Origin of the sequence: Actinokineospora alba (genome assembly GCF_004362515.1) — a bacterium.
Taxonomy (GTDB): Bacteria; Actinomycetota; Actinomycetes; order Mycobacteriales; family Pseudonocardiaceae; genus Actinokineospora; species Actinokineospora alba.
In genome coordinates, this window is record NZ_SNXU01000001.1 from 5,291,014 (window position 1) to 5,307,305 (window position 16,292).

Here is a 16,292-nt window from a genome sequence, read left to right on the forward strand (position 1 = left end):
TCTTCTTGCGGGCCGAAGTTGAAGAACTATAGCGTTCGCCAAGTACGGACGAATACTTCAACCATCCGAGAATGCACCCTGATTTGGCGTCCCGACGTTTCTCATCGGAGAGCGGTGGGTGCGCGCATCGCCGCTTCTGGCTGAGAAAGTAGGAATCATCGTGAGTCGTCGGAAGATCACCGGCCTGCTTACCGCGGGTATCGCCGCGGTCGGGCTCGTCGCGGGCGGTCTGCATATCGGGTCGGCCACCGCGGCGCCGTACTACCCCTCGTACGTGGCCCTGGGTGACTCGTTCAGTTCGGCGAGCGGCGTGCCGAACCAGGTCGATCTGCTGTGCACCAGGTCCGACCACAACTACCCCTCGCTGGTCTCGAAAGCCGTCAAGCCCGCGACGTTCACCGACGTGACCTGCGGGGCCGCCGTGACCGCCGACATGACGGGCAACCAGTTCGCCGTGGTGGCCCCGCAGTTCAACGCCCTGAAGCCGGACACCGCGCTGGTCACCGTCGGCATCGGCGGCAACGACATCCCGTTCGCCGAGATCCTGGCGACCTGCGGCCTGCCGGGTGCGCTCGTCCCGATCGGCTCACCGTGCAAGACGCTGTACACCGCGGGCGGCGGCGACCGGCGCGCCGACAAAGTCAAGGCGGTCGGCCCGAAGGTGGACGGCGTGCTCAAGGGGATCAAGCAGCGTTCCCCCAAAGCCAGGGTCCTGCTGGTCGGCTACCCGGTGATCATGCCGGAGAACGGGAGCAACTGCTGGCCGCTGGTGCCGATCGCCTCCGGCGACGCGCCGTACCTGCGCGATATCACCAAGCTCCTGAACTCCGTGCTGTCCGGCGTGGCCGCCAACAACGGTGCGACCTTCGTGGACACCTACACCAGCAGCATCGGCCATGACGTCTGCCAGTTCCCCGGCGTCAAGTGGATGGAGGGCGTCTTCGCCTCGGGGGCCCTGCCGGTGCACCCCAACGCGTTGGGCACGCAGAACCAGGCCCGCCAGGTGCTCGCCGCACTGGGCGGCTGACCGACCACAGTAGACCGGTCGCGGGACGAGCGACCCGCGACCGGTCCACTGTGGACGCAGTGCTCTCAGGGTTTGTCGGCGGGGGCGGGTTTCTCGCCGAAGAGGGCCATGATGGTCGCGACGAAGTCCGGGATCAGGTCCGGGATCGCTTCGGCGCCCTTGGTGTAGAGGCAGTAGCGGATGCGGTCCGACAGCCCGCCGACGAGGACGTCGAACGCCTCATCCGGCAGCGGCGGCCTGCTCGGGTCCTCCCGGCGCACCACCTGGTTGTAGGTGATGCGGTACAACTCGGCGATCTGGCCGATGGCCTTGTGGTACAGCGCGGCCACCTCGGGGCCCGCGGCGAGGCACTCGATCTGCATGGTCCAGGTGACCTTCGGCGCCGCGGCCATCGCCCGCAGGTACGTGTCCATCGTGGCCGTGACGCCCGCGCGCCAATCGGTGTACGGCAGTTCGCTCAGCGGCTGACTGATCGAGCCGAGGGTCAGTTTCGCGGCCGTGCGGAAGGCGGCGATGAAACAGTCCTGTTTGCTGGGAAACTGCTGGTAGAACGCCTGCCGAGACACACCCGCGCGTTCCACGATGTCGCCGATGGTGACGGCGGCGTACCCCTTCTCCGCGGTGACCTGCAGGAACGCCACGACGATCCGGTGGCGCTGGGACTCCGCGACCTCTTCGGGCGTGAGCCGGTGCCTGCTGGGCAGGCCTTGCCCGACGGAGGCGAAGGCCTCCACGCCGGAGAGGACCGGATGTTTGCTCACCAAGGCATTCTATCGACCGGCCACCGCCACGAATCGCATGCGGCGCAGTGGCGCCGACCCTCTTCCGGAGAACAGCGGCGACGCGATCAGGGATCGAGTCGGTAGAAGCGCCAGAAGTCGTGCTCGATCGGGAGGACCGTCACCGCGCTGAACCCGGCCTCGCGCGCGTAACGGCGCACCGTGTCGGCGCGGATGGCCGTGCCGGTACCCACGGCATCCGACTCGACCATGGCGACGGCGAGGCAGTGCACGGCGCTCCAGCCGTAGTGGAACCGTTCGAGGTCCCCGCCGGGTGCGGTGAACTCGTCGGCGACCCGCTCGTCGCCGACCAGGACCGCGCCGCCGGGTGCGAGCATGCCCTTCGCGGCGCTCAGCACCTCGACGGGATGCGCCATGTCGTGCAAGGTCTCGAACAGCGTCACCAGGTCGTAGCGCCCGGCCAACGCGGGGTCAGCGGCGTCGCGTTGGAAGAAAGTGACCCGATCGGCGACCCCCGCGTCGGCGGCGACGCGGCGCGCCGAGTCGATCGACGCCTCATCGATGTCGATCCCGTCCACCCAGGCCCGCGGATATCCGTCCGCGATGGCGACCGTCGACCAGCCGCTGCCGCAGCCGAGGTCGGCCACCCTGGCGGGTGGGTCGGCGTCGGTGAGCCGCGCATGGATGTCGGGAAGGGCCGGGATCCACTCCCGCGCCAGCTGGTTGCGGAACATCGGCCGGTTGACCCGCTCGATGCCTTCGCGGGCGTCGGCGCCGTAGGCCTTGAACTCGACCCCGCCCCCATTGAGGAAGGCGGCCATGACCTTGGGCAGGGTCTGGGCGATGCTCACCGACAGCTGCGCGAGCGGCGCCATGAAGTACAGGCTGTCGGGGTCGCACAGCACTTCGGCCGCCTCGGCCGGGAGCCGAAAGCGGCGTCGCTCCGGATCGGCGTTGTCCGCGGCGAGGTCCACGACTCCCGCGACCGCCTGCTGCTCCAGCCACTCGCGGGCATACCGCGGCGCGATATCGGCCGCCGCCGCCAGCTCCGCCGGGGTCGCCGAGTCGAGTTCGGCGAGTGCCGCGTAGAGCCCGAGCCGGTCACCGAGGTAGATGTGCTGCAGCTCCTGTGCGCTCACCGTGGCCTGGAAGATCATTTCGGCGAGCGCGTCGCGGCGCTCGGTGCCCGAGCCCGTGGGAACAGTCGCGGTCATGGTCACCGCCTCCTTGAGTCCATCGGGGGCGGCACGCCGGGGGTGACCAGCGGTCGGGAGGTCCGGCGAGCCACGGTTTCGACAACCGTAGGCGCGCCCGGGCCCGTGTGCCATGCGTGCGCCCGCGGATCAAGTTGAGCGCGCCGCCGGCGCGGTGATACTGGACGGTGCAACCCGCTGCGAAAGGTGGATCGGTAATGGCGCTTCCCGATCGTGACAGCTCCGTCGGCCATTCGTTCGGGTTGGAGGTCGACGGCGTGCGGATCAAGGGGATCACCGAGATCAGCGGTCTGGCGGCGGCACGGGACGCCATCGAGGTCAAGCAGACCACTGCCGATGGCAAGTACGTCGTCAGCAAGCTGCCGGGCAGGCCCAAGGCAGGCGAGGTCACCCTCACCCGCGAACTCACCGCGGACGACAGTTTCGAGAAATGGGTGAAGGCCACGCATTTCGGCAAGGCGGCCCAGGGCGGCGCGATCATCGTCTACGACGCCGAGGGAACCCCGATCAAGCGCTACCAGCTGGCCAACGCCCGGCCGAAGAGCCTGCAGACCGGGTCGCGGGCGGCGGGCGACACCAGCGTGCTCGTCGAGAAGCTCGTCATCGCCTACGAGCGGCTGGACGTCGAGTAGGCCACCTTCGAGTGATGGCTGGCAGGCCGTCTTCATTCGGTAAGGAAATCCGCCGTCCCCTGGGCGTAATCTCAGCCGCGGGGCTGTGGACAAGGGAGCGGGCCGATGGGCACCGACGAGACGACCGGATTCGACTACCACCCCGGCCAACGTGCCCTGCAGGACCGGTTCGACACCCGCCGCATCGCCGACCGGATCAACGAGCACCTCGTCCACCAGGCGATCACCGAGGACGACCAGGCGTTCATCGAAGCACGCGACATGGTCTTCCTGGCGACCGTCGGGCCCGACGGGCAGCCGACGTGCTCCTACAAGGGCGGCGACCCCGGCTTCATCCGGGTCGTCGACGAGCACACCCTGGCCATGCCGTGTTACGACGGCAACGGCATGTTCCTCTCACTGGGCAACGTCGCCGCCGGTTCGCCGGTCGGTTTGCTGTTCATCGATTTGGAGAACGGTGGCCGCACGCGGGTCGAGGGCACGGCCACCGTCGACGCCGACGACCCGCTGCTCGGGACATGGCCCGGCGCGCTGATGGTCATGCGGGTCCAGGTCACCCGCGTGTTCCCCAACTGCGGCCGCTACGTCCACCACTACGCCCTCGTCGAGCGGTCCACGTTCGTGCCCCGACCCAAGCGGGTGACCCCGGTGCCGTCGTGGAAACGCGCCGACTGGGCGGTCGACGCGCTGCCCGCGCACGACCCGGCCAACGATCCCGGCGACCGGCCCGTGCGCTGGCGCTGAAGGGGAGGACCACCATGAACCTCGCTGAGCTGCACCGCCGTTCCTGCGAACACTTCGGCGCACATCTGCGCGCGGTACGCCAAGACCAGTGGACCGCGCCGACACCGTGCGCGGACTGGGACGTGCGCACCCTGGTCAACCACGTCGTCGGCGAGGACCTCTGGACCGCGCCGCTGATGGCGGGCGCCACGATCGAGGAGGTCGGCGACCGCTTCGACGGTGACGTCCTCGGCTCCGACCCGGTCGCCGCGTACACCGGCGCGGCCGACGCGGCGGTCGACGCCGTCAGCGCGGACGGCGCGCTGGGCCGCACCGTGCACCTGTCGTTCGGGGATGTTCCGGGTGAGGAGTACGCCTGGCAGCTCTTCGCCGACCACCTCATCCACGGCTGGGACCTCGCCCAGGCCATCGGCGCCGACGACCGCCTCGACCCCGAGCTGGTGGCGGCGTGCGCGCGGTGGTTCGCCGAGAACGAGGACAACTACCGTGGGGCGGGTGCCGTGGCGGCTCGGCCGGAGGTGCCCGCGGGCGCCGATGAGCAGACCGTCCTGCTGGCCGCGTTCGGCAGGCGGGCCTCGAACGACGTGCGGTGACCCGGCAGCCGTGAAGCCCGGTCCCTGGGGAGGGCCGGGCTTGACGGGATGGATCAGGTGGTCAGCGGGCGGATTCGCGGTTGAACAGCTTCTTCGACCACAGGTAGCCACCGAGCGCGATCACGACACACCAGCCGACCGCCATGGCGCCGTTGTTCCCGATCGGCGTGCCCATCAGCAGGCCGCGCAGGGTCTCGATGAGCGGGGTGAACGGCTGGTACTCGGCGAACCAGCGCAGCACCGTGGGCATCGAGTCGGTCGGGACGAAACCGCTGCCGAGGAACGGAAGCAGCACCAGCGGCATGCCGACGTTGCTGGCCGCCTCGACGGTCTTGCTGGCCAGGCCGAGCGCGACCGACAGCCAGATGAAGGCGAAAGCCATCATCACCAGGACACCGACGACGGCGAACCAGTCGCCGACACCGGCCGAGGGCCGGAAGCCGATGGCCAGGGCGACACCGAGGACCGCCGTGATGGCGAGCATGGTCTGGATGAGACTGCCGACGACGTGTCCGGTGAGGACGGACACGCGGGCGATGGCCATGGTGCGGAACCGGTCGACGATGCCCTCGGTCATGTCCATGGCGACCGAGATGGAGGTGCCCTGGACCGCTGAGGAGATCGTCATCAGGATGATCGCCGGGGTGACGTAGTTGAGGTACTCGGCCCGTCCGCCTGCCGCGCCGCCGATCCCGGCGCCGAGAGCGCCGCCGAAGACGTAGACGAACAGCAGCAGGAAGACGATCGGCATCCCGATCAGCAACACCGTCATCGACGGGTAGCGCAGCATTCGCTTGAGGTTGCGGCGAAGCATGGTCGCCGAGTCGGTCAGGGCGTAGACCATCGGCTTCTTGGCCGTGTTGATCGCGGTGCTCATCGGGAGGCCACCTTCTCGTTCTTGGGGTTGCCGGTGAGGGCGAGGAAGACGTCGTCGAGGTCGGGGGTGTGCACGCTCAGTGAGTCGACCTCGACGGCCGCGCCGTCGAGCCGGTCGATCAGGGCCTTGAGCGAGCGCAGGCTGCCGTCGTGCGGCACCCGCAAGTCGAGCGCGTCGCCGTCGCGGGACACCTGGCCCAGGGCGCGCGCGGCGGATTCGAGGTCACGGACCTCGGCGAACCGCAGCAGGACGTGGCCGCCGGGGATGCGCCGCTTGAGCTCGTCCGCGGTGCCCTCGGCGACGATCTTGCCGTGTTCGAGGACCGCGATCCGGTCGGCGAGTTCGTCGGCCTCCTCCAGGTACTGCGTGGTGAGGAAGATGGTGACGCCGCCCGCCACGAGGTCGCGGACGATCTGCCACATACCGCGGCGGCTGCGCGGGTCCAGGCCCGTGGTCGGCTCGTCGAGGAAGATCACCTGCGGCGACCCGACCAGGGTCATCGCGAGGTCGAGCCGTCGCCGCATCCCGCCGGAGTAGGTCGACGCCGGCTTCTTCGCCGCTTCGACCAGGTCGAACTGGTCGAGCAGTTCGGCGACGCGGCGCCTGCCCGCCGCCCGGCCGAGGTGGTGCAGGTCCGCCATCAGGATCAGGTTCTCCTGACCGGTCAACAGGTTGTCGACCGCGGAGAACTGGCCGGTGACACCGATCGCCGCGCGGACCGCGTCGGGGTCGGCGGCCACATCGTGGCCCGCGACCGTGGCGGTGCCGCCGGTGGCGCCGATCAGGGTGGACAGGATCTTGACCGTGGTGGTCTTGCCCGCGCCGTTGGCGCCGAGCAAGGAGAAAACGGTTCCCCGCCGGACATGCAGGTCGATTCCGTCGAGCACGACGTGGTCGCCGAACGATTTGCGCAGTCCGGTGGCCGTGATTGCGGATTGGGTGCTGGACATGGGTGGATCCCCCTCTTCGATAGATCAGGAACGGCGGACGGTGATGTCGCCGTAGGAGGTGTGGGCGCGGACCTCGACGGTCTCCTCGGACTTCTCGGGCCCCTGGCTGACGTCGTCGAGCGACTTGTGGACGCGCCCGTGCCCGGTGTTCAGGTCGAGCCAGGCGGCGGTGCCATCGGCGACGCCGATCTCGAGGTCGCCCGTCGAGGTGGTCAGCACGACCACGCCGCGGGCGACCTCGCCGACGCGGATGCTTCCGTTGGCGGTCTTGGCTTCCACCCTGGCGTCGGCCCGGTCGACGGAGATGTCGCCGTTGGCCGAGCGCACCTTCAGCTCACCGGTGACCGTGCCGATCTCGGTGTTGCCGTTGGAGTTCTTGATGACCGCGGCGCCGCCGATCTCACCGACGCGGATGCGCCCGGTGCCGGTGGCGATCTCGGCGTTGCCCGCGACCGTGTCGACGGTGACGTGGCCACCGGAGGTGTCCAGGCGCAGCGCGCCGGTCCGGTCGAGCCGGAAGTGCCCGACCGAGGTCTTGAACCGGCAGTCGCCCAACACACCGGTGCTGTGGACATCGGCGACCGACAGGTCACTGTGGACCTGCGAGCCGGTGGGAAGTTCGATCAGCACGTCGACCGACCGGGTCTTCTTGGAGAAGTCGAGTGCGCGGGACTTCGGCCCGCGGACAACCAGGGTGCCGTCGGCGTACTCGACGCGGGTCTTCTCCGCGGCCTCCACATCGGAGGCGTCGGACCCGTCGGTCGGCCGCACCTCGACGACAGTGTCTCTCCGGTCGGTCGCGACGATCCGCACGTCCCCGACGGAGAGTTCGATGGTGACGGAAATGGGTTCCGCGGTGGCGAAAGTAGGCATGGCTGTCCCCTCATAAGGTGTCGGAAGAACATCCCCGCTGGTCGGGGCGTTGGAGAGAGTTGGAAGAAAGCGAGTGTGGGTGTCGGCTAGCGCGCCCAGCCGGTGTAGCGCTGCGCACCGCGCTTGCCGCGCCGGTCGGGGCCGGGCTCGCGGTCGGCGCCCTGCAGCGCGGTCGAGGCGGCCCGGACCAGCCACGCGTTGACCGAGCGGCCCTCCTTGCCCGCCGCCTCCTCGATCGCGGCCTTGAGCTGTTCCGGAAGGCGCACGTTGATCCGCGTCACCGGGCCGTCGTCGAAGCCCGCCCCGGCGTCGTCGACCGGCAGCGCGCCGCGGTCCGCGGTGTCCTCGACCGGGTGCTCCACCTGCGCGGGCGTCACCACGAAGTTCGGGTCGCGTCCACGCAGCCGCACCTGGACCGACCCGGGAGCCAGGTCGCGGGTGATCTCGTCGGCGGCGGCCGACAACGCCTCAAGCAAGGTGAGCCGAATCGCCGACTCCATCGACACGGTCAACCGCTCGATCAGAGCGCCGGCGTCCCCACCACCGGTCTCGGCGACCGTCAGCAGCTCACGACCGAGCGAATCCACATACGGTGTCAGGTCCATGGCACCACTATGGCACCTCGTGGCACCACATGCAAGTCAGGTTGGCTCAGGACGGCGTCAATGTGGCTCAGGGCTGGTCGGAGTGGCACCTCAGTCCTGGTCGCGGCCCCGCCACGCGGCGAGGTTGAGGACCACACCGCCCAGGGTGGCCAGACTCGCGAGGACGATCACCACCACGTGGGCCTGGCGGGCGTCGTCGAGCGCGACATCGCTGACGCGGCCGTCGGTGACCTCGTAGCGCACCTTGACCCGCTCGCCGACGTGGTGGGCGGAGCCGGTCTCGGCGATCTTCGCCACCTCGGTGCCGTTTGGGCCCGGGTAGGACACGACCACCGAGATGCTGCGCCCGCTGGCGGTGCGCTCGGTCACGGTGCCCTCGGCGCTCGGCCAAGTCTCCCGGTCGGTGGCCGTCCGGATCGTGAACACGAGCGCGTACGTCGCGACGAACAGCAGCAGGACGGCCATCGATCGGCCCACACTGGATCTCAGCTTCATCGTGATGACCCCTTCGCCCCACCGTCACGAACGGCCGCAGCGTAGGCGGATGGTCGACAGCGCCACAACGGTCCCGGAAGCGTCACCGCCGTGCGCCCTGGCCGTCAGTCCTTTTCGGACAGCAGGGGTTCGAAGCGGCGGTAGGCGTCGAAGTTGGTGAAGTGCCGCGAGTAGAGGTCGCCGCCGCGGGTCAGATCCTCGTCGAGGGCGGGCGCCACATCGAGCACCTCCTTCACCGACAAGGTGATCACCTCGCCGAGTTCGTTGCGGTGGCTGCCCGCCTCGCCGGCGGCCCGCACCCGGACGGCCTCACGCGCCTCGTCCTCGGTGCGCGCGTAGACGAGGACGACGTCCTCCCGGTAGAGCGTTTGGTAGTCGGGCGAATCGCAAGTCGATTCGTAGAGGACGACGGCGACGAACGGTTTCTCGGTGACCATGGTTACGTCCCTACCACAAAATTCGGCACCCCATCGATCGCGGGATTCAAAGTCACCGTAACGGTGATATCGACGGTGTCCCGGTGGATCAATCCGACTGCCCGCGCACCGGGCGGTCGACGGTCCATAGCCAGGCCTTATGGCACCAATCCTCTAGGTGTGTCCCCCCTGAGAAGGGAAGACTCCGTGGGTCGATTCCTCGGCCCATCAGGTCGAGGTGGTGCCAAGGAGGCGGAATGTTCGGACGAGGCATGGCGGTCGGCGCGACTTGCGCGGCCCTGATGTTGACGCTGGCGGGAACGGCCGCGGCGCACGAGTGCTATATCGCCAACCGGTCGGAGAAGGGCAACGCTGGAGCTACGCATTCCGCGAACTGGACCACCCAGACCGTCGCGGGTTTCGTCCAGAGCCCGGGATTCCCGCCCGGTGTGGATCCCGACTGTTTCCTGGCGTACTGGCTGGGCCACGGGGGACCGGCGAGCTTCACCGTCCGCACCAACAAGACCATCGGCTCGGGCAGCAGCAACCCCAACCTGGGCAACGGGTCCGGCCTCGAGCACATCGAGACGGCGTGGGGCGCGTTGTTCGGCGAGGCACTGGGCGCCTGCGCGCTCTGAGCCAAGCCTGACGAAGATGGGATCGCGCCCAATACCCCGGGCGCCTGAATCTCAAACATAGTGAATGGCTATAGCTTCATTGTCGCGTTGTTCACGGGCCGTCGAATAGCCATCGGGCTGACTGGCAAATGGCAAAGCGTTTCGTCGGGTATTTCCTCTCCCGATTCGCTGCGAGGGTCCTTTCCACCCCGGGACGACGGTTCTCGGGGAGGAAGGACAACGAATCGATGAAGGTAAAAGCCCTGCTCGTAGGTGTTCTGGCAGTGACCGCGGCGACCGTGACCGCCTTCAGCGTTTCCGGCGCCGCGAATGCCGCGCCGACCGGAGATGTTCAGCCGTTCATCGTCGGCGGGGGAAACGCGACGGAGACCTACAGTTTCATGGTGTCCCTGCAGAATGACGCGGGCAGGCACTTCTGTGGTGGCTCGCTGATCAAAGCCGACTGGGTGGTGACCGCGGCTCACTGCGTCGAGGGCAGTGAGGCGAGTGAGATCCAGGTCAGGGTCGGCACGATCGACCACACCACCGGCGGTCAGACCGCCAAGGTCGACAAGGTGATCGCGCACCCGAAGTACCAGGGTGACCACGACATCGCGCTGCTCAAGCTGAGCAGCTCGGTGACGGAGGCGCCGATCGCCCTCGCCGCGTCGGCGGGGGAGACGGGGACCAAGACACGCATCATCGGCTGGGGCCAGACCTGCCCGGTCAAGGGTGGCTGTGGCGCGCCGGAAACCCTGCAGGAGCTCGACACGTCCATCGTCGCGGACACCGAGTGCGAGCAGGGGTTCAACGAGGCGAACGAGCTCTGCACGGACAACCCCGGCGACAAGGCGGGCGCGTGCTACGGCGACTCCGGCGGTCCGCAGATCAAGAAGGTGGACGGCAAGTGGGAGCTGGTCGGCGCGACCAGCCGCGCGGGCGGTCAGACATCCGACTGCGCGGTCGACCCGTCGATCTACACCGACGTCACCGCGTTCAAGGCGTGGATCGACGAAACCATCGCGGGCGGGTCCAGCTGACCTAGGCCTGAACCGTGACGGTCCCTTTGCGACGGGAGGCGTCACAAGGGGACTCCGATCTGACGATCGGGGTCCCCCTTGGCCGTTCCCGCCCCGTCCACTACTGACAAAAGGGGCGACCGCGTCGACTGCTGGATATGGTGGCTTGACGCTCATACTTCCAAGGGAGACGTCGGTGGAGTTCGGTGGGCAGATTCGCGATCCACACGAGTGGCTGCGGGAGCAGGAGCAGCGCACCGCCGCGATGTTGACGAAGGCGCAGGACGCGCAGGTCAGACTGGCTGAGAACTCGGTCACCCTGGCGAGCCCGGACCAGGCGGTCACCATCACTGTCAACCCGGGTGGCGGGATGACCGCCCTGTCGTTGTCGCCGGACGCCGAGCGGATGGGCCACCGGCAGTTGGCGGGCCTGATCTTCACCACCTACAACCAGGCCGCCCGTCAGGCGGCCACGCGGACCATGGAGATCATGTCCGACCTGGTCGGCGGCGACTCCGAGGCGCTGGACCTCGTCCGTCAGGCCATGCCCGCGGCGCCGGAATCCGACGAGCGACCCAGCGGGCGACCGGACACCGGACTCGACGATGACGAGGGCTTCCAAGGCTTCCATGGCGACGGCGACCGGCGATGAGCGCGCCGGGCTACGAGATCAAGGACTCGGTGTCGCTGTCCGCGCACGCGGGCAAGGTCGCGGGCGTCGCCGACGGAATCCGCGAGGCCAACACCGCGGGCGGCCAGGTCGGGCTCGGCGGTGTCGAGGCGTACGGCCTGCTGTGCTCGCCGCTGATGATTCCCGCGTTGCAGGTATTCCAGGGCGACATGGACGAACTGCTGCGGAGCGCGTCCGATCTGGCCGGTGGGCTGTCCGACGGGATCAAGCAGACGATCACCGACTACGACGAACTCGAGCGACGACTGAAGGCACATTACGACTCATTCGGGGAGCCCAGTTGAGCGCGGACGACCTGATCGCGAAAGCTGACGGACCAAGCCGTTTCGCTGGCTCCGGCGGCGTCGAGTCGGTCGCCAACCTGGTCCACGACCTTGGTGACGACTCGAACTGGCAGGAACTCGCGATCGACGGGGCGATGATCGGACTCGACGCCCTGTCCATGGTGATGAACCCGCTCGGCGAACTGGTGAAAGTCGGGGTCGGCTGGCTGATCGAGCACATCGACTTCATCCGCGAACCGCTCGAGGTGCTCACCGGAGATCCCGGCCAGGTCAAGGCGATCGCCGAGACCTGGGAGAACATCGCGAAGCGGTTGGACGAGATGACCACGGAGTACCAGACCGCGATGTCGCTCACCGAGGGCTGGAGTGGAGACGCGGCGACCGGGTACCGCGGTGTGGCGCACGGGTACATCTCCGCGCTCGGGCAGATCGCGGGCCAAGCCAGGGACGCCGCAAACGGGGTGAAGACGGCGGGCGTCGTGGTCGGGACCACCCGGGCGATCATCTTCGACCTGATCGCGACGTTCATCAGCAACGTGATCACCCGCGCGCTGCTGGCGCTGGCCTCGGCGTGGTTCACCTTCGGCGCTTCGGTCGGCGTATTCATCGCCAGCGTCGTCGCCGACGCGGTCCAACTGGCCGCCAAGCTCCAGAAGCGGCTCGGCAAGCTGCTGCAGGCGATCCAGCAGTTCGTATCCAAGTATCGCGTCCTCGGCGACAAGTCCGCCGACGCGGCCAAAGCGCTCGGCCGCAAGTCGACCGAACTCGGCCGGGAAGCGAACAAGGCGATCAAGGACTCCGCCAAGACCCTCGACTCGCTGGCACCGCAATCGGGCAAACTCAAGTCGTACACGGACTACGTCGAGCGCAGGGCCGACTCAGGGCTCGGCCGCACCCTCGACCACACGGGCACGAAGGTGGTCAAAGAGGGCACGAAGTCCATCAACGACACGTTGAACCCGGACGAGGGCAGCTAGCTTGCGGTCCGAACGCCCAGCACGCATCGGACCCTCCATCGCCATGGGCGTCGTCTGCATGTTCGCCGGTATCTGGGTGTTCATCGCGGTGCAACACCGGATGGGGCTGACCACACAGGCAGCGCACAACATCGACCGCACCGGCACAGCCGAGGTGCAGTCATGTTCGGGGAGCCCGGCGTACCTCTGGCTGACAGTGATCTGCGACGCGCGGGTGCGATGGGACGGCGAACAGGAGACCGCCACCAAGCGGGTGCACTCGGTGCGCGAGCTGAGCGGCACGGTGACAGTCCAACTGCGGAACGAGGGGCGCGGCCGCGGCGGCGGCACTGTCAGGGAAGTCGTGACAGCGGACTTTCCGTTCAGGCCGGACGGCGGGTTGTTCTTCGTGTTGCTGGTGGGCATCCCCGGCCTGGGCTTGGTCCTCGGCTTCCTGGCGGGCAACCGCCTGTCCAGACTGCTGCCCGAGCCCGCACCGGAGAAGCTCGTCCTGCGTCCCATGGCCCGCACGCGGCGCCCAGGTGACAAGCGGTCGAAACGCTCCCGCAAACGCCGCGGCTGACCGCGCTCCGGTCAGAACGGCGTCAACACGTAGCGCGACTAGGGATGCGATTAGGGATCTTCCCTAGGGACCCAGGGTGCGGCGAGGCGTTTACTCGTTGAAGTCGCCGGTGGGGAGCGGATTGATTATGGACTATTCTGGATTCCACGGGCCCGCATCGACCTCTGAAGTATTCGTGGGCCGGGAGAGCGAGCTTCGCGCGCTCCGCGAATGTGCTGAACGCGCGGTGGCGGGCCAATTGTGGTTCGTGTTGGTGGAGGGTCCAGCAGGATCCGGCAAGTCCTGGCTGGCAAGCAGGTTCACCGCCGGGCTGCCCGAATGGACAGTGTGGTCGACAAGGGCTGATCCAAGCGAAGGTGACCTCCGATTCGGAGTCGTCTCACAACTCGTCGCGCACGCTGACCGCGCTTGGCTCGGTGGCCTTCGCGCGATGGAGTCGGAGCCGAATCCGCAAACCCCGACCTTCACAGTCGGGGCACAGTTGCTTCAGTTGATCAGCGAGGCCCAAGAGGCAGGCCCGCTGTGCCTGGTCCTGGAGGATTTGTCGTGGGCGGATTCGGCTTCCGTGGAGGCGCTCGGCTTCCTACTGCGCCGTCTCGACGCGGATCGCGTTCTCGTGGTGGTCACCGCACGTGACGAGGAGGACGAGGGCATCGGCTCGGGCGCCTGGCGCCGCTGGCTGACAGCGCTGAACCGTACGACTCGGCTCAGACTTGCGGGCTTCTCGGTGGAGGACGTGATTGCCCTGGGCCGACAAAGCGAGAAGACACTGAGCCCGGCCGCGGCTTCGCGCATAGTCGACCATACGGATGGCAACCCGCTCTACGTCCACGAGATCCTGACCGAGGTCCCGGCGTCGGGCTTGCCGCATACGGCCGCCGTGCCGTTGCCGCGCACGGTGGCAGAGGCCGTACAGGGAAAGTTGACCAAACTCCAGTCGAGCAGCCGCGGCCTGGTCGACGCGTTGGCGGTGTTGGACGCCCGGGTTTCGTTGGTCACCGCGGCCCGGGTGGCCGGGGTGACTGACGCGGCGAGCGCTCTTGAACCGCTCCTCGCCGCCGGCCTGGTCCGGTGGTGGCCTGCCGAACCGACCAGCCCCATCGAGATCCGACACCGATTGCAGCGCGAGGCGATATACGAATCGATGAGCCCGGTCGCCCGGCGAAAGCTCCACGCCGCCGCTGTGTCGGTGGTCGACGCGAATTCCGTATGGCTCCACCGAGTCGCCGCCGCCGACAGTGTCGACGCGGGCCTGGCCGACGAACTCGAGGTCGTCGCCACCGGTTTGCTCGACGACGGTCAACCGGGCCGTGCCGCCACGATCCTGCTCTGGGCCGCTGACCTGTCGGCGACGCGCACAGAGCACGAGCGCAGGCTGCTCGACGCCGCCCAGGTCCTCTCGCAGAACCTCACCCTGGTCGGCCGTGCCCTGACGCTGGAGGGTGCGATCGAGCAATGCACCCCGTCCGCGCAGCGCACCTACCTTCTCGGCAGGCTGGCGATGGTCAAAGGCGATCTCGCGACCGCCGAGGCACTCCTCGCGGAGGCGTACGCGGCATCGTGCGATCGACCGGAACTGACGCGTGTCGCGGGCGCGGCCGCCGGTGAGCTCATCGGCCTGTTCACCTGGCAGGGCCGAAGTCGGGATGCGATCGATCTCGGGTCGACGACCTTGCGGTTCATCCCGCCCGCGGTGCGACCGATCGCCATCGGGAATGTGGCGCATTGTGTTCTCTTCGAGGAGGGACCGGCGGCGGCACTTCGCCGATTCGCCGAGATCACCTCGCTCGGTGAAACCGGCCGCGACGTCGACCGAAGCGAGGTCGACTTGCTGGTTCACCGGGCGACGATACATCTCCTGGGCGGCAGTATCACCGAAGCGATAAATGATCTCGCGTCGACGTTGCGGTTGTCGCGCGACGGCGCGCTCGTCAACCAGGAAACCTTTGCCTACCACCTGCTCGCTTGCGCGCACTATGTGCGCGGCAGCTGGGACGACTCAGCCGTTTTCGCCGACCGCGCCGTCGTCCTGGCCGAGACGACGGGAGCGCCGTGGGAATACGTGCCTGCCTATTCCGCGGCGGCGATGATCGCGGCAGGCCGCGGGAACTGGAGCGGCGCGGAGCAGCACGCTCACGCGGCTGAACAGTACTTCCAGAACATCGGCCCACCGCAGTTCCTCGTCTTCCCCGTCCTCGCCTCGACCATGCTGGCGCAGGCACGGGGCGACCATGCGGGCATGTGGCGGGCCCTTCAGCCACTCACCGTGCCGGTGAACGTGAGCGGATGGACCGCGGCGTTCGAGCCGTGGTGGCGGCCACTCATGGCCGAGGCGTTGATCGGCACTGATCGGCTCGACGACGCGACGGTGACACTGGGCAGGATGGACGAACTCGCGACAAGCGTGCCCTACCTGCGGACCGGGGTGGCCTGGCTGTCGGGCTGGTTGGCGGAGAAGAGCGGCGATCACGCGACCGCCCTGTCGCGCTATCAAGCGGGCACGGCAATGCCTGTGCCCGAGGACAGTTCACTGTTGTACCGCGCTCGGCTTGAGCAGGCTTATGGCCGATTCCTCGTTCGCCGTCATGGGATGCGGCGCGCGGGAATCGAGTGGCTTCGGACCGCCCAGGAGCGTTACGCGGCTATGGGGGCGCGCCCGTTTCTCGACACTTGCTCCAGAGAGCTGAGTGCTCGTGGCATGCAGGTCGACTCGCAACCCACGGATCCATTGTCCGGACTGACGGATCGGGAACGCGAGGTGGCCACTCTCATCTCGCGTGGATTCCTCTACCGGGCAGCCGCAAAGGAACTGTGTGTCAGTGTCAAGACCATCGAGTACCACATCGGCAACGCGTACGCCAAGCTCGGCATCGCCAACCGTGCGGACCTGGTCAAGAGGCTTGCTGCTGCCCGAGGGGAATAGCCCAGAAACAGTGACGGTGGATCTCATGCCCGTTTGGGCTTCGCCGGTGGTGC

The 16,292-nt window shown here is 68.0% G+C and carries 19 protein-coding genes; 11 read left to right on the forward strand and 8 right to left on the reverse strand.

Translation table 11 applies throughout. The features are described from left to right. Positions 1–160 precede the first annotated feature (160 nt). Positions 161–1,027 (forward strand): SGNH/GDSL hydrolase family protein, encoded by an 867-nt coding sequence (locus C8E96_RS24300; protein WP_228769587.1) that lies wholly within the window; start codon positions 161–163, stop codon positions 1,025–1,027. A 65-nt stretch (positions 1,028–1,092) separates the two neighbouring features. On the opposite strand, the gene C8E96_RS24305 is transcribed toward C8E96_RS24300, so the two are convergent. After that, the gene (locus tag C8E96_RS24305) at positions 1,093–1,788 is read right to left on the reverse strand and encodes a TetR/AcrR family transcriptional regulator (RefSeq protein WP_166658096.1); all 696 of its coding nucleotides are present in this window, start codon (positions 1,786–1,788) and stop codon (positions 1,093–1,095) included. Positions 1,789–1,874: 86 nt separating this feature from the next. Next, positions 1,875–2,981: a class I SAM-dependent methyltransferase gene (locus C8E96_RS24310; RefSeq protein WP_091370090.1), complete on the reverse strand. Its 1,107-nt coding sequence runs from the start codon at positions 2,979–2,981 to the stop codon at positions 1,875–1,877. A gap of 197 nt (positions 2,982–3,178) precedes the next feature. On the opposite strand from C8E96_RS24310, the gene C8E96_RS24315 reads away from it, so the two are divergent. From C8E96_RS24315 to C8E96_RS24325, 3 genes are all read left to right on the forward strand, one after another. Further along, positions 3,179–3,613 carry a phage tail protein gene (locus tag C8E96_RS24315; RefSeq protein WP_091368472.1) on the forward strand — a complete coding sequence of 145 codons (435 nt, stop codon included), beginning with the start codon at positions 3,179–3,181 and terminating at the stop codon, positions 3,611–3,613. Between the two features lie 105 nt (positions 3,614–3,718). Further along, on the forward strand, positions 3,719–4,357 hold the full coding sequence (locus C8E96_RS24320) for a pyridoxamine 5'-phosphate oxidase family protein (protein WP_091368474.1): 639 nt from the start codon (positions 3,719–3,721) through the stop codon (positions 4,355–4,357). 14 nt (positions 4,358–4,371) lie between these two features. Further along, positions 4,372–4,950, forward strand: coding sequence for a TIGR03086 family metal-binding protein (locus C8E96_RS24325; RefSeq protein WP_091368477.1), 579 nt, complete (start codon positions 4,372–4,374; stop codon positions 4,948–4,950). A 61-nt stretch (positions 4,951–5,011) separates the two neighbouring features. On the opposite strand, the gene C8E96_RS24330 is transcribed toward C8E96_RS24325, so the two are convergent. The 6 genes from C8E96_RS24330 to C8E96_RS24355 all read right to left on the reverse strand — a co-directional run bounded on the left by C8E96_RS24330 (position 5,012) and on the right by C8E96_RS24355 (position 9,187). Next, positions 5,012–5,827: an ABC transporter permease gene (locus C8E96_RS24330; RefSeq protein ID WP_091368479.1), complete on the reverse strand. Its 816-nt coding sequence runs from the start codon at positions 5,825–5,827 to the stop codon at positions 5,012–5,014. Continuing rightward, positions 5,824–6,777 (reverse strand): ATP-binding cassette domain-containing protein, encoded by a 954-nt coding sequence (locus C8E96_RS24335; RefSeq protein ID WP_091368482.1) that lies wholly within the window; start codon positions 6,775–6,777, stop codon positions 5,824–5,826. The genes C8E96_RS24330 and C8E96_RS24335 overlap by 4 nt, the downstream gene beginning before the upstream one ends. 24 nt (positions 6,778–6,801) lie before the next feature. Next, the gene (locus tag C8E96_RS24340; protein WP_091368485.1) at positions 6,802–7,650 is read right to left on the reverse strand and encodes a DUF4097 family beta strand repeat-containing protein; all 849 of its coding nucleotides are present in this window, start codon (positions 7,648–7,650) and stop codon (positions 6,802–6,804) included. 86 nt (positions 7,651–7,736) lie between these two features. Continuing rightward, entirely contained in the window at positions 7,737–8,255 is a 519-nt protein-coding gene (locus tag C8E96_RS24345) for a ribbon-helix-helix protein, CopG family (RefSeq protein ID WP_091368489.1), read from the reverse strand. A gap of 90 nt (positions 8,256–8,345) precedes the next feature. Continuing rightward, entirely contained in the window at positions 8,346–8,750 is a 405-nt protein-coding gene (locus C8E96_RS24350) for a DUF3592 domain-containing protein (protein ID WP_133794724.1), read from the reverse strand. 104 nt (positions 8,751–8,854) lie between these two features. Further along, complete coding sequence (locus C8E96_RS24355; protein WP_091368496.1) at positions 8,855–9,187, reverse strand: DUF4288 domain-containing protein; 333 nt, start codon at positions 9,185–9,187, stop codon at positions 8,855–8,857. 236 nt (positions 9,188–9,423) lie between these two features. On the opposite strand from C8E96_RS24355, the gene C8E96_RS24360 reads away from it, so the two are divergent. The 7 genes from C8E96_RS24360 to C8E96_RS24390 all read left to right on the forward strand — a co-directional run bounded on the left by C8E96_RS24360 (position 9,424) and on the right by C8E96_RS24390 (position 16,239). After that, entirely contained in the window at positions 9,424–9,804 is a 381-nt protein-coding gene (locus tag C8E96_RS24360; RefSeq protein ID WP_133794726.1) for a hypothetical protein, read from the forward strand. Positions 9,805–10,031: 227 nt separating this feature from the next. Continuing rightward, entirely contained in the window at positions 10,032–10,823 is a 792-nt protein-coding gene (locus tag C8E96_RS24365; RefSeq protein WP_091368500.1) for a S1 family peptidase, read from the forward strand. Positions 10,824–10,968: 145 nt separating this feature from the next. Then, entirely contained in the window at positions 10,969–11,454 is a 486-nt protein-coding gene (locus C8E96_RS24370) for a YbaB/EbfC family nucleoid-associated protein (protein ID WP_133794728.1), read from the forward strand. Then, the gene (locus C8E96_RS24375; protein WP_091368505.1) at positions 11,451–11,777 is read left to right on the forward strand and encodes a hypothetical protein; all 327 of its coding nucleotides are present in this window, start codon (positions 11,451–11,453) and stop codon (positions 11,775–11,777) included. The genes C8E96_RS24370 and C8E96_RS24375 overlap by 4 nt, the downstream gene beginning before the upstream one ends. Continuing rightward, entirely contained in the window at positions 11,774–12,754 is a 981-nt protein-coding gene (locus tag C8E96_RS24380; protein ID WP_091368509.1) for a WXG100 family type VII secretion target, read from the forward strand. The genes C8E96_RS24375 and C8E96_RS24380 overlap by 4 nt, the downstream gene beginning before the upstream one ends. Before the next feature lie 43 nt (positions 12,755–12,797). Beyond that, positions 12,798–13,316 (forward strand): hypothetical protein, encoded by a 519-nt coding sequence (locus tag C8E96_RS24385; protein WP_091368513.1) that lies wholly within the window; start codon positions 12,798–12,800, stop codon positions 13,314–13,316. 127 nt (positions 13,317–13,443) lie between these two features. Continuing rightward, positions 13,444–16,239 (forward strand): helix-turn-helix transcriptional regulator, encoded by a 2,796-nt coding sequence (locus C8E96_RS24390; protein WP_228769659.1) that lies wholly within the window; start codon positions 13,444–13,446, stop codon positions 16,237–16,239. The last annotated feature ends 53 nt before the right edge of the window (positions 16,240–16,292 follow it).

What these genes read in the sequence shown, in the direction of transcription:
- C8E96_RS24310 (WP_091370090.1), bottom strand. Translation starts at nt 2,981, where the DNA reads ATGACCGCGACTGTTCCCACGGGCTCGGGCACCGAGCGCCGCGACGCG.
- C8E96_RS24315 (WP_091368472.1), top strand. Translation starts at nt 3,179, where the DNA reads ATGGCGCTTCCCGATCGTGACAGCTCCGTCGGCCATTCGTTCGGGTTG.
- C8E96_RS24320 (WP_091368474.1), top strand. Translation starts at nt 3,719, where the DNA reads ATGGGCACCGACGAGACGACCGGATTCGACTACCACCCCGGCCAACGT.
- C8E96_RS24325 (WP_091368477.1), top strand. Translation starts at nt 4,372, where the DNA reads ATGAACCTCGCTGAGCTGCACCGCCGTTCCTGCGAACACTTCGGCGCA.
- C8E96_RS24330 (WP_091368479.1), bottom strand. Translation starts at nt 5,827, where the DNA reads ATGAGCACCGCGATCAACACGGCCAAGAAGCCGATGGTCTACGCCCTG.
- C8E96_RS24335 (WP_091368482.1), bottom strand. Translation starts at nt 6,777, where the DNA reads ATGTCCAGCACCCAATCCGCAATCACGGCCACCGGACTGCGCAAATCG.
- C8E96_RS24340 (WP_091368485.1), bottom strand. Translation starts at nt 7,650, where the DNA reads ATGCCTACTTTCGCCACCGCGGAACCCATTTCCGTCACCATCGAACTC.
- C8E96_RS24345 (WP_091368489.1), bottom strand. Translation starts at nt 8,255, where the DNA reads ATGGACCTGACACCGTATGTGGATTCGCTCGGTCGTGAGCTGCTGACG.
- C8E96_RS24350 (WP_133794724.1), bottom strand. Translation starts at nt 8,750, where the DNA reads ATGAAGCTGAGATCCAGTGTGGGCCGATCGATGGCCGTCCTGCTGCTG.
- C8E96_RS24355 (WP_091368496.1), bottom strand. Translation starts at nt 9,187, where the DNA reads ATGGTCACCGAGAAACCGTTCGTCGCCGTCGTCCTCTACGAATCGACT.
- C8E96_RS24360 (WP_133794726.1), top strand. Translation starts at nt 9,424, where the DNA reads ATGTTCGGACGAGGCATGGCGGTCGGCGCGACTTGCGCGGCCCTGATG.
- C8E96_RS24365 (WP_091368500.1), top strand. Translation starts at nt 10,032, where the DNA reads ATGAAGGTAAAAGCCCTGCTCGTAGGTGTTCTGGCAGTGACCGCGGCG.
- C8E96_RS24375 (WP_091368505.1), top strand. Translation starts at nt 11,451, where the DNA reads ATGAGCGCGCCGGGCTACGAGATCAAGGACTCGGTGTCGCTGTCCGCG.
- C8E96_RS24385 (WP_091368513.1), top strand. Translation starts at nt 12,798, where the DNA reads ATGGGCGTCGTCTGCATGTTCGCCGGTATCTGGGTGTTCATCGCGGTG.
- C8E96_RS24390 (WP_228769659.1), top strand. Translation starts at nt 13,444, where the DNA reads ATGGACTATTCTGGATTCCACGGGCCCGCATCGACCTCTGAAGTATTC.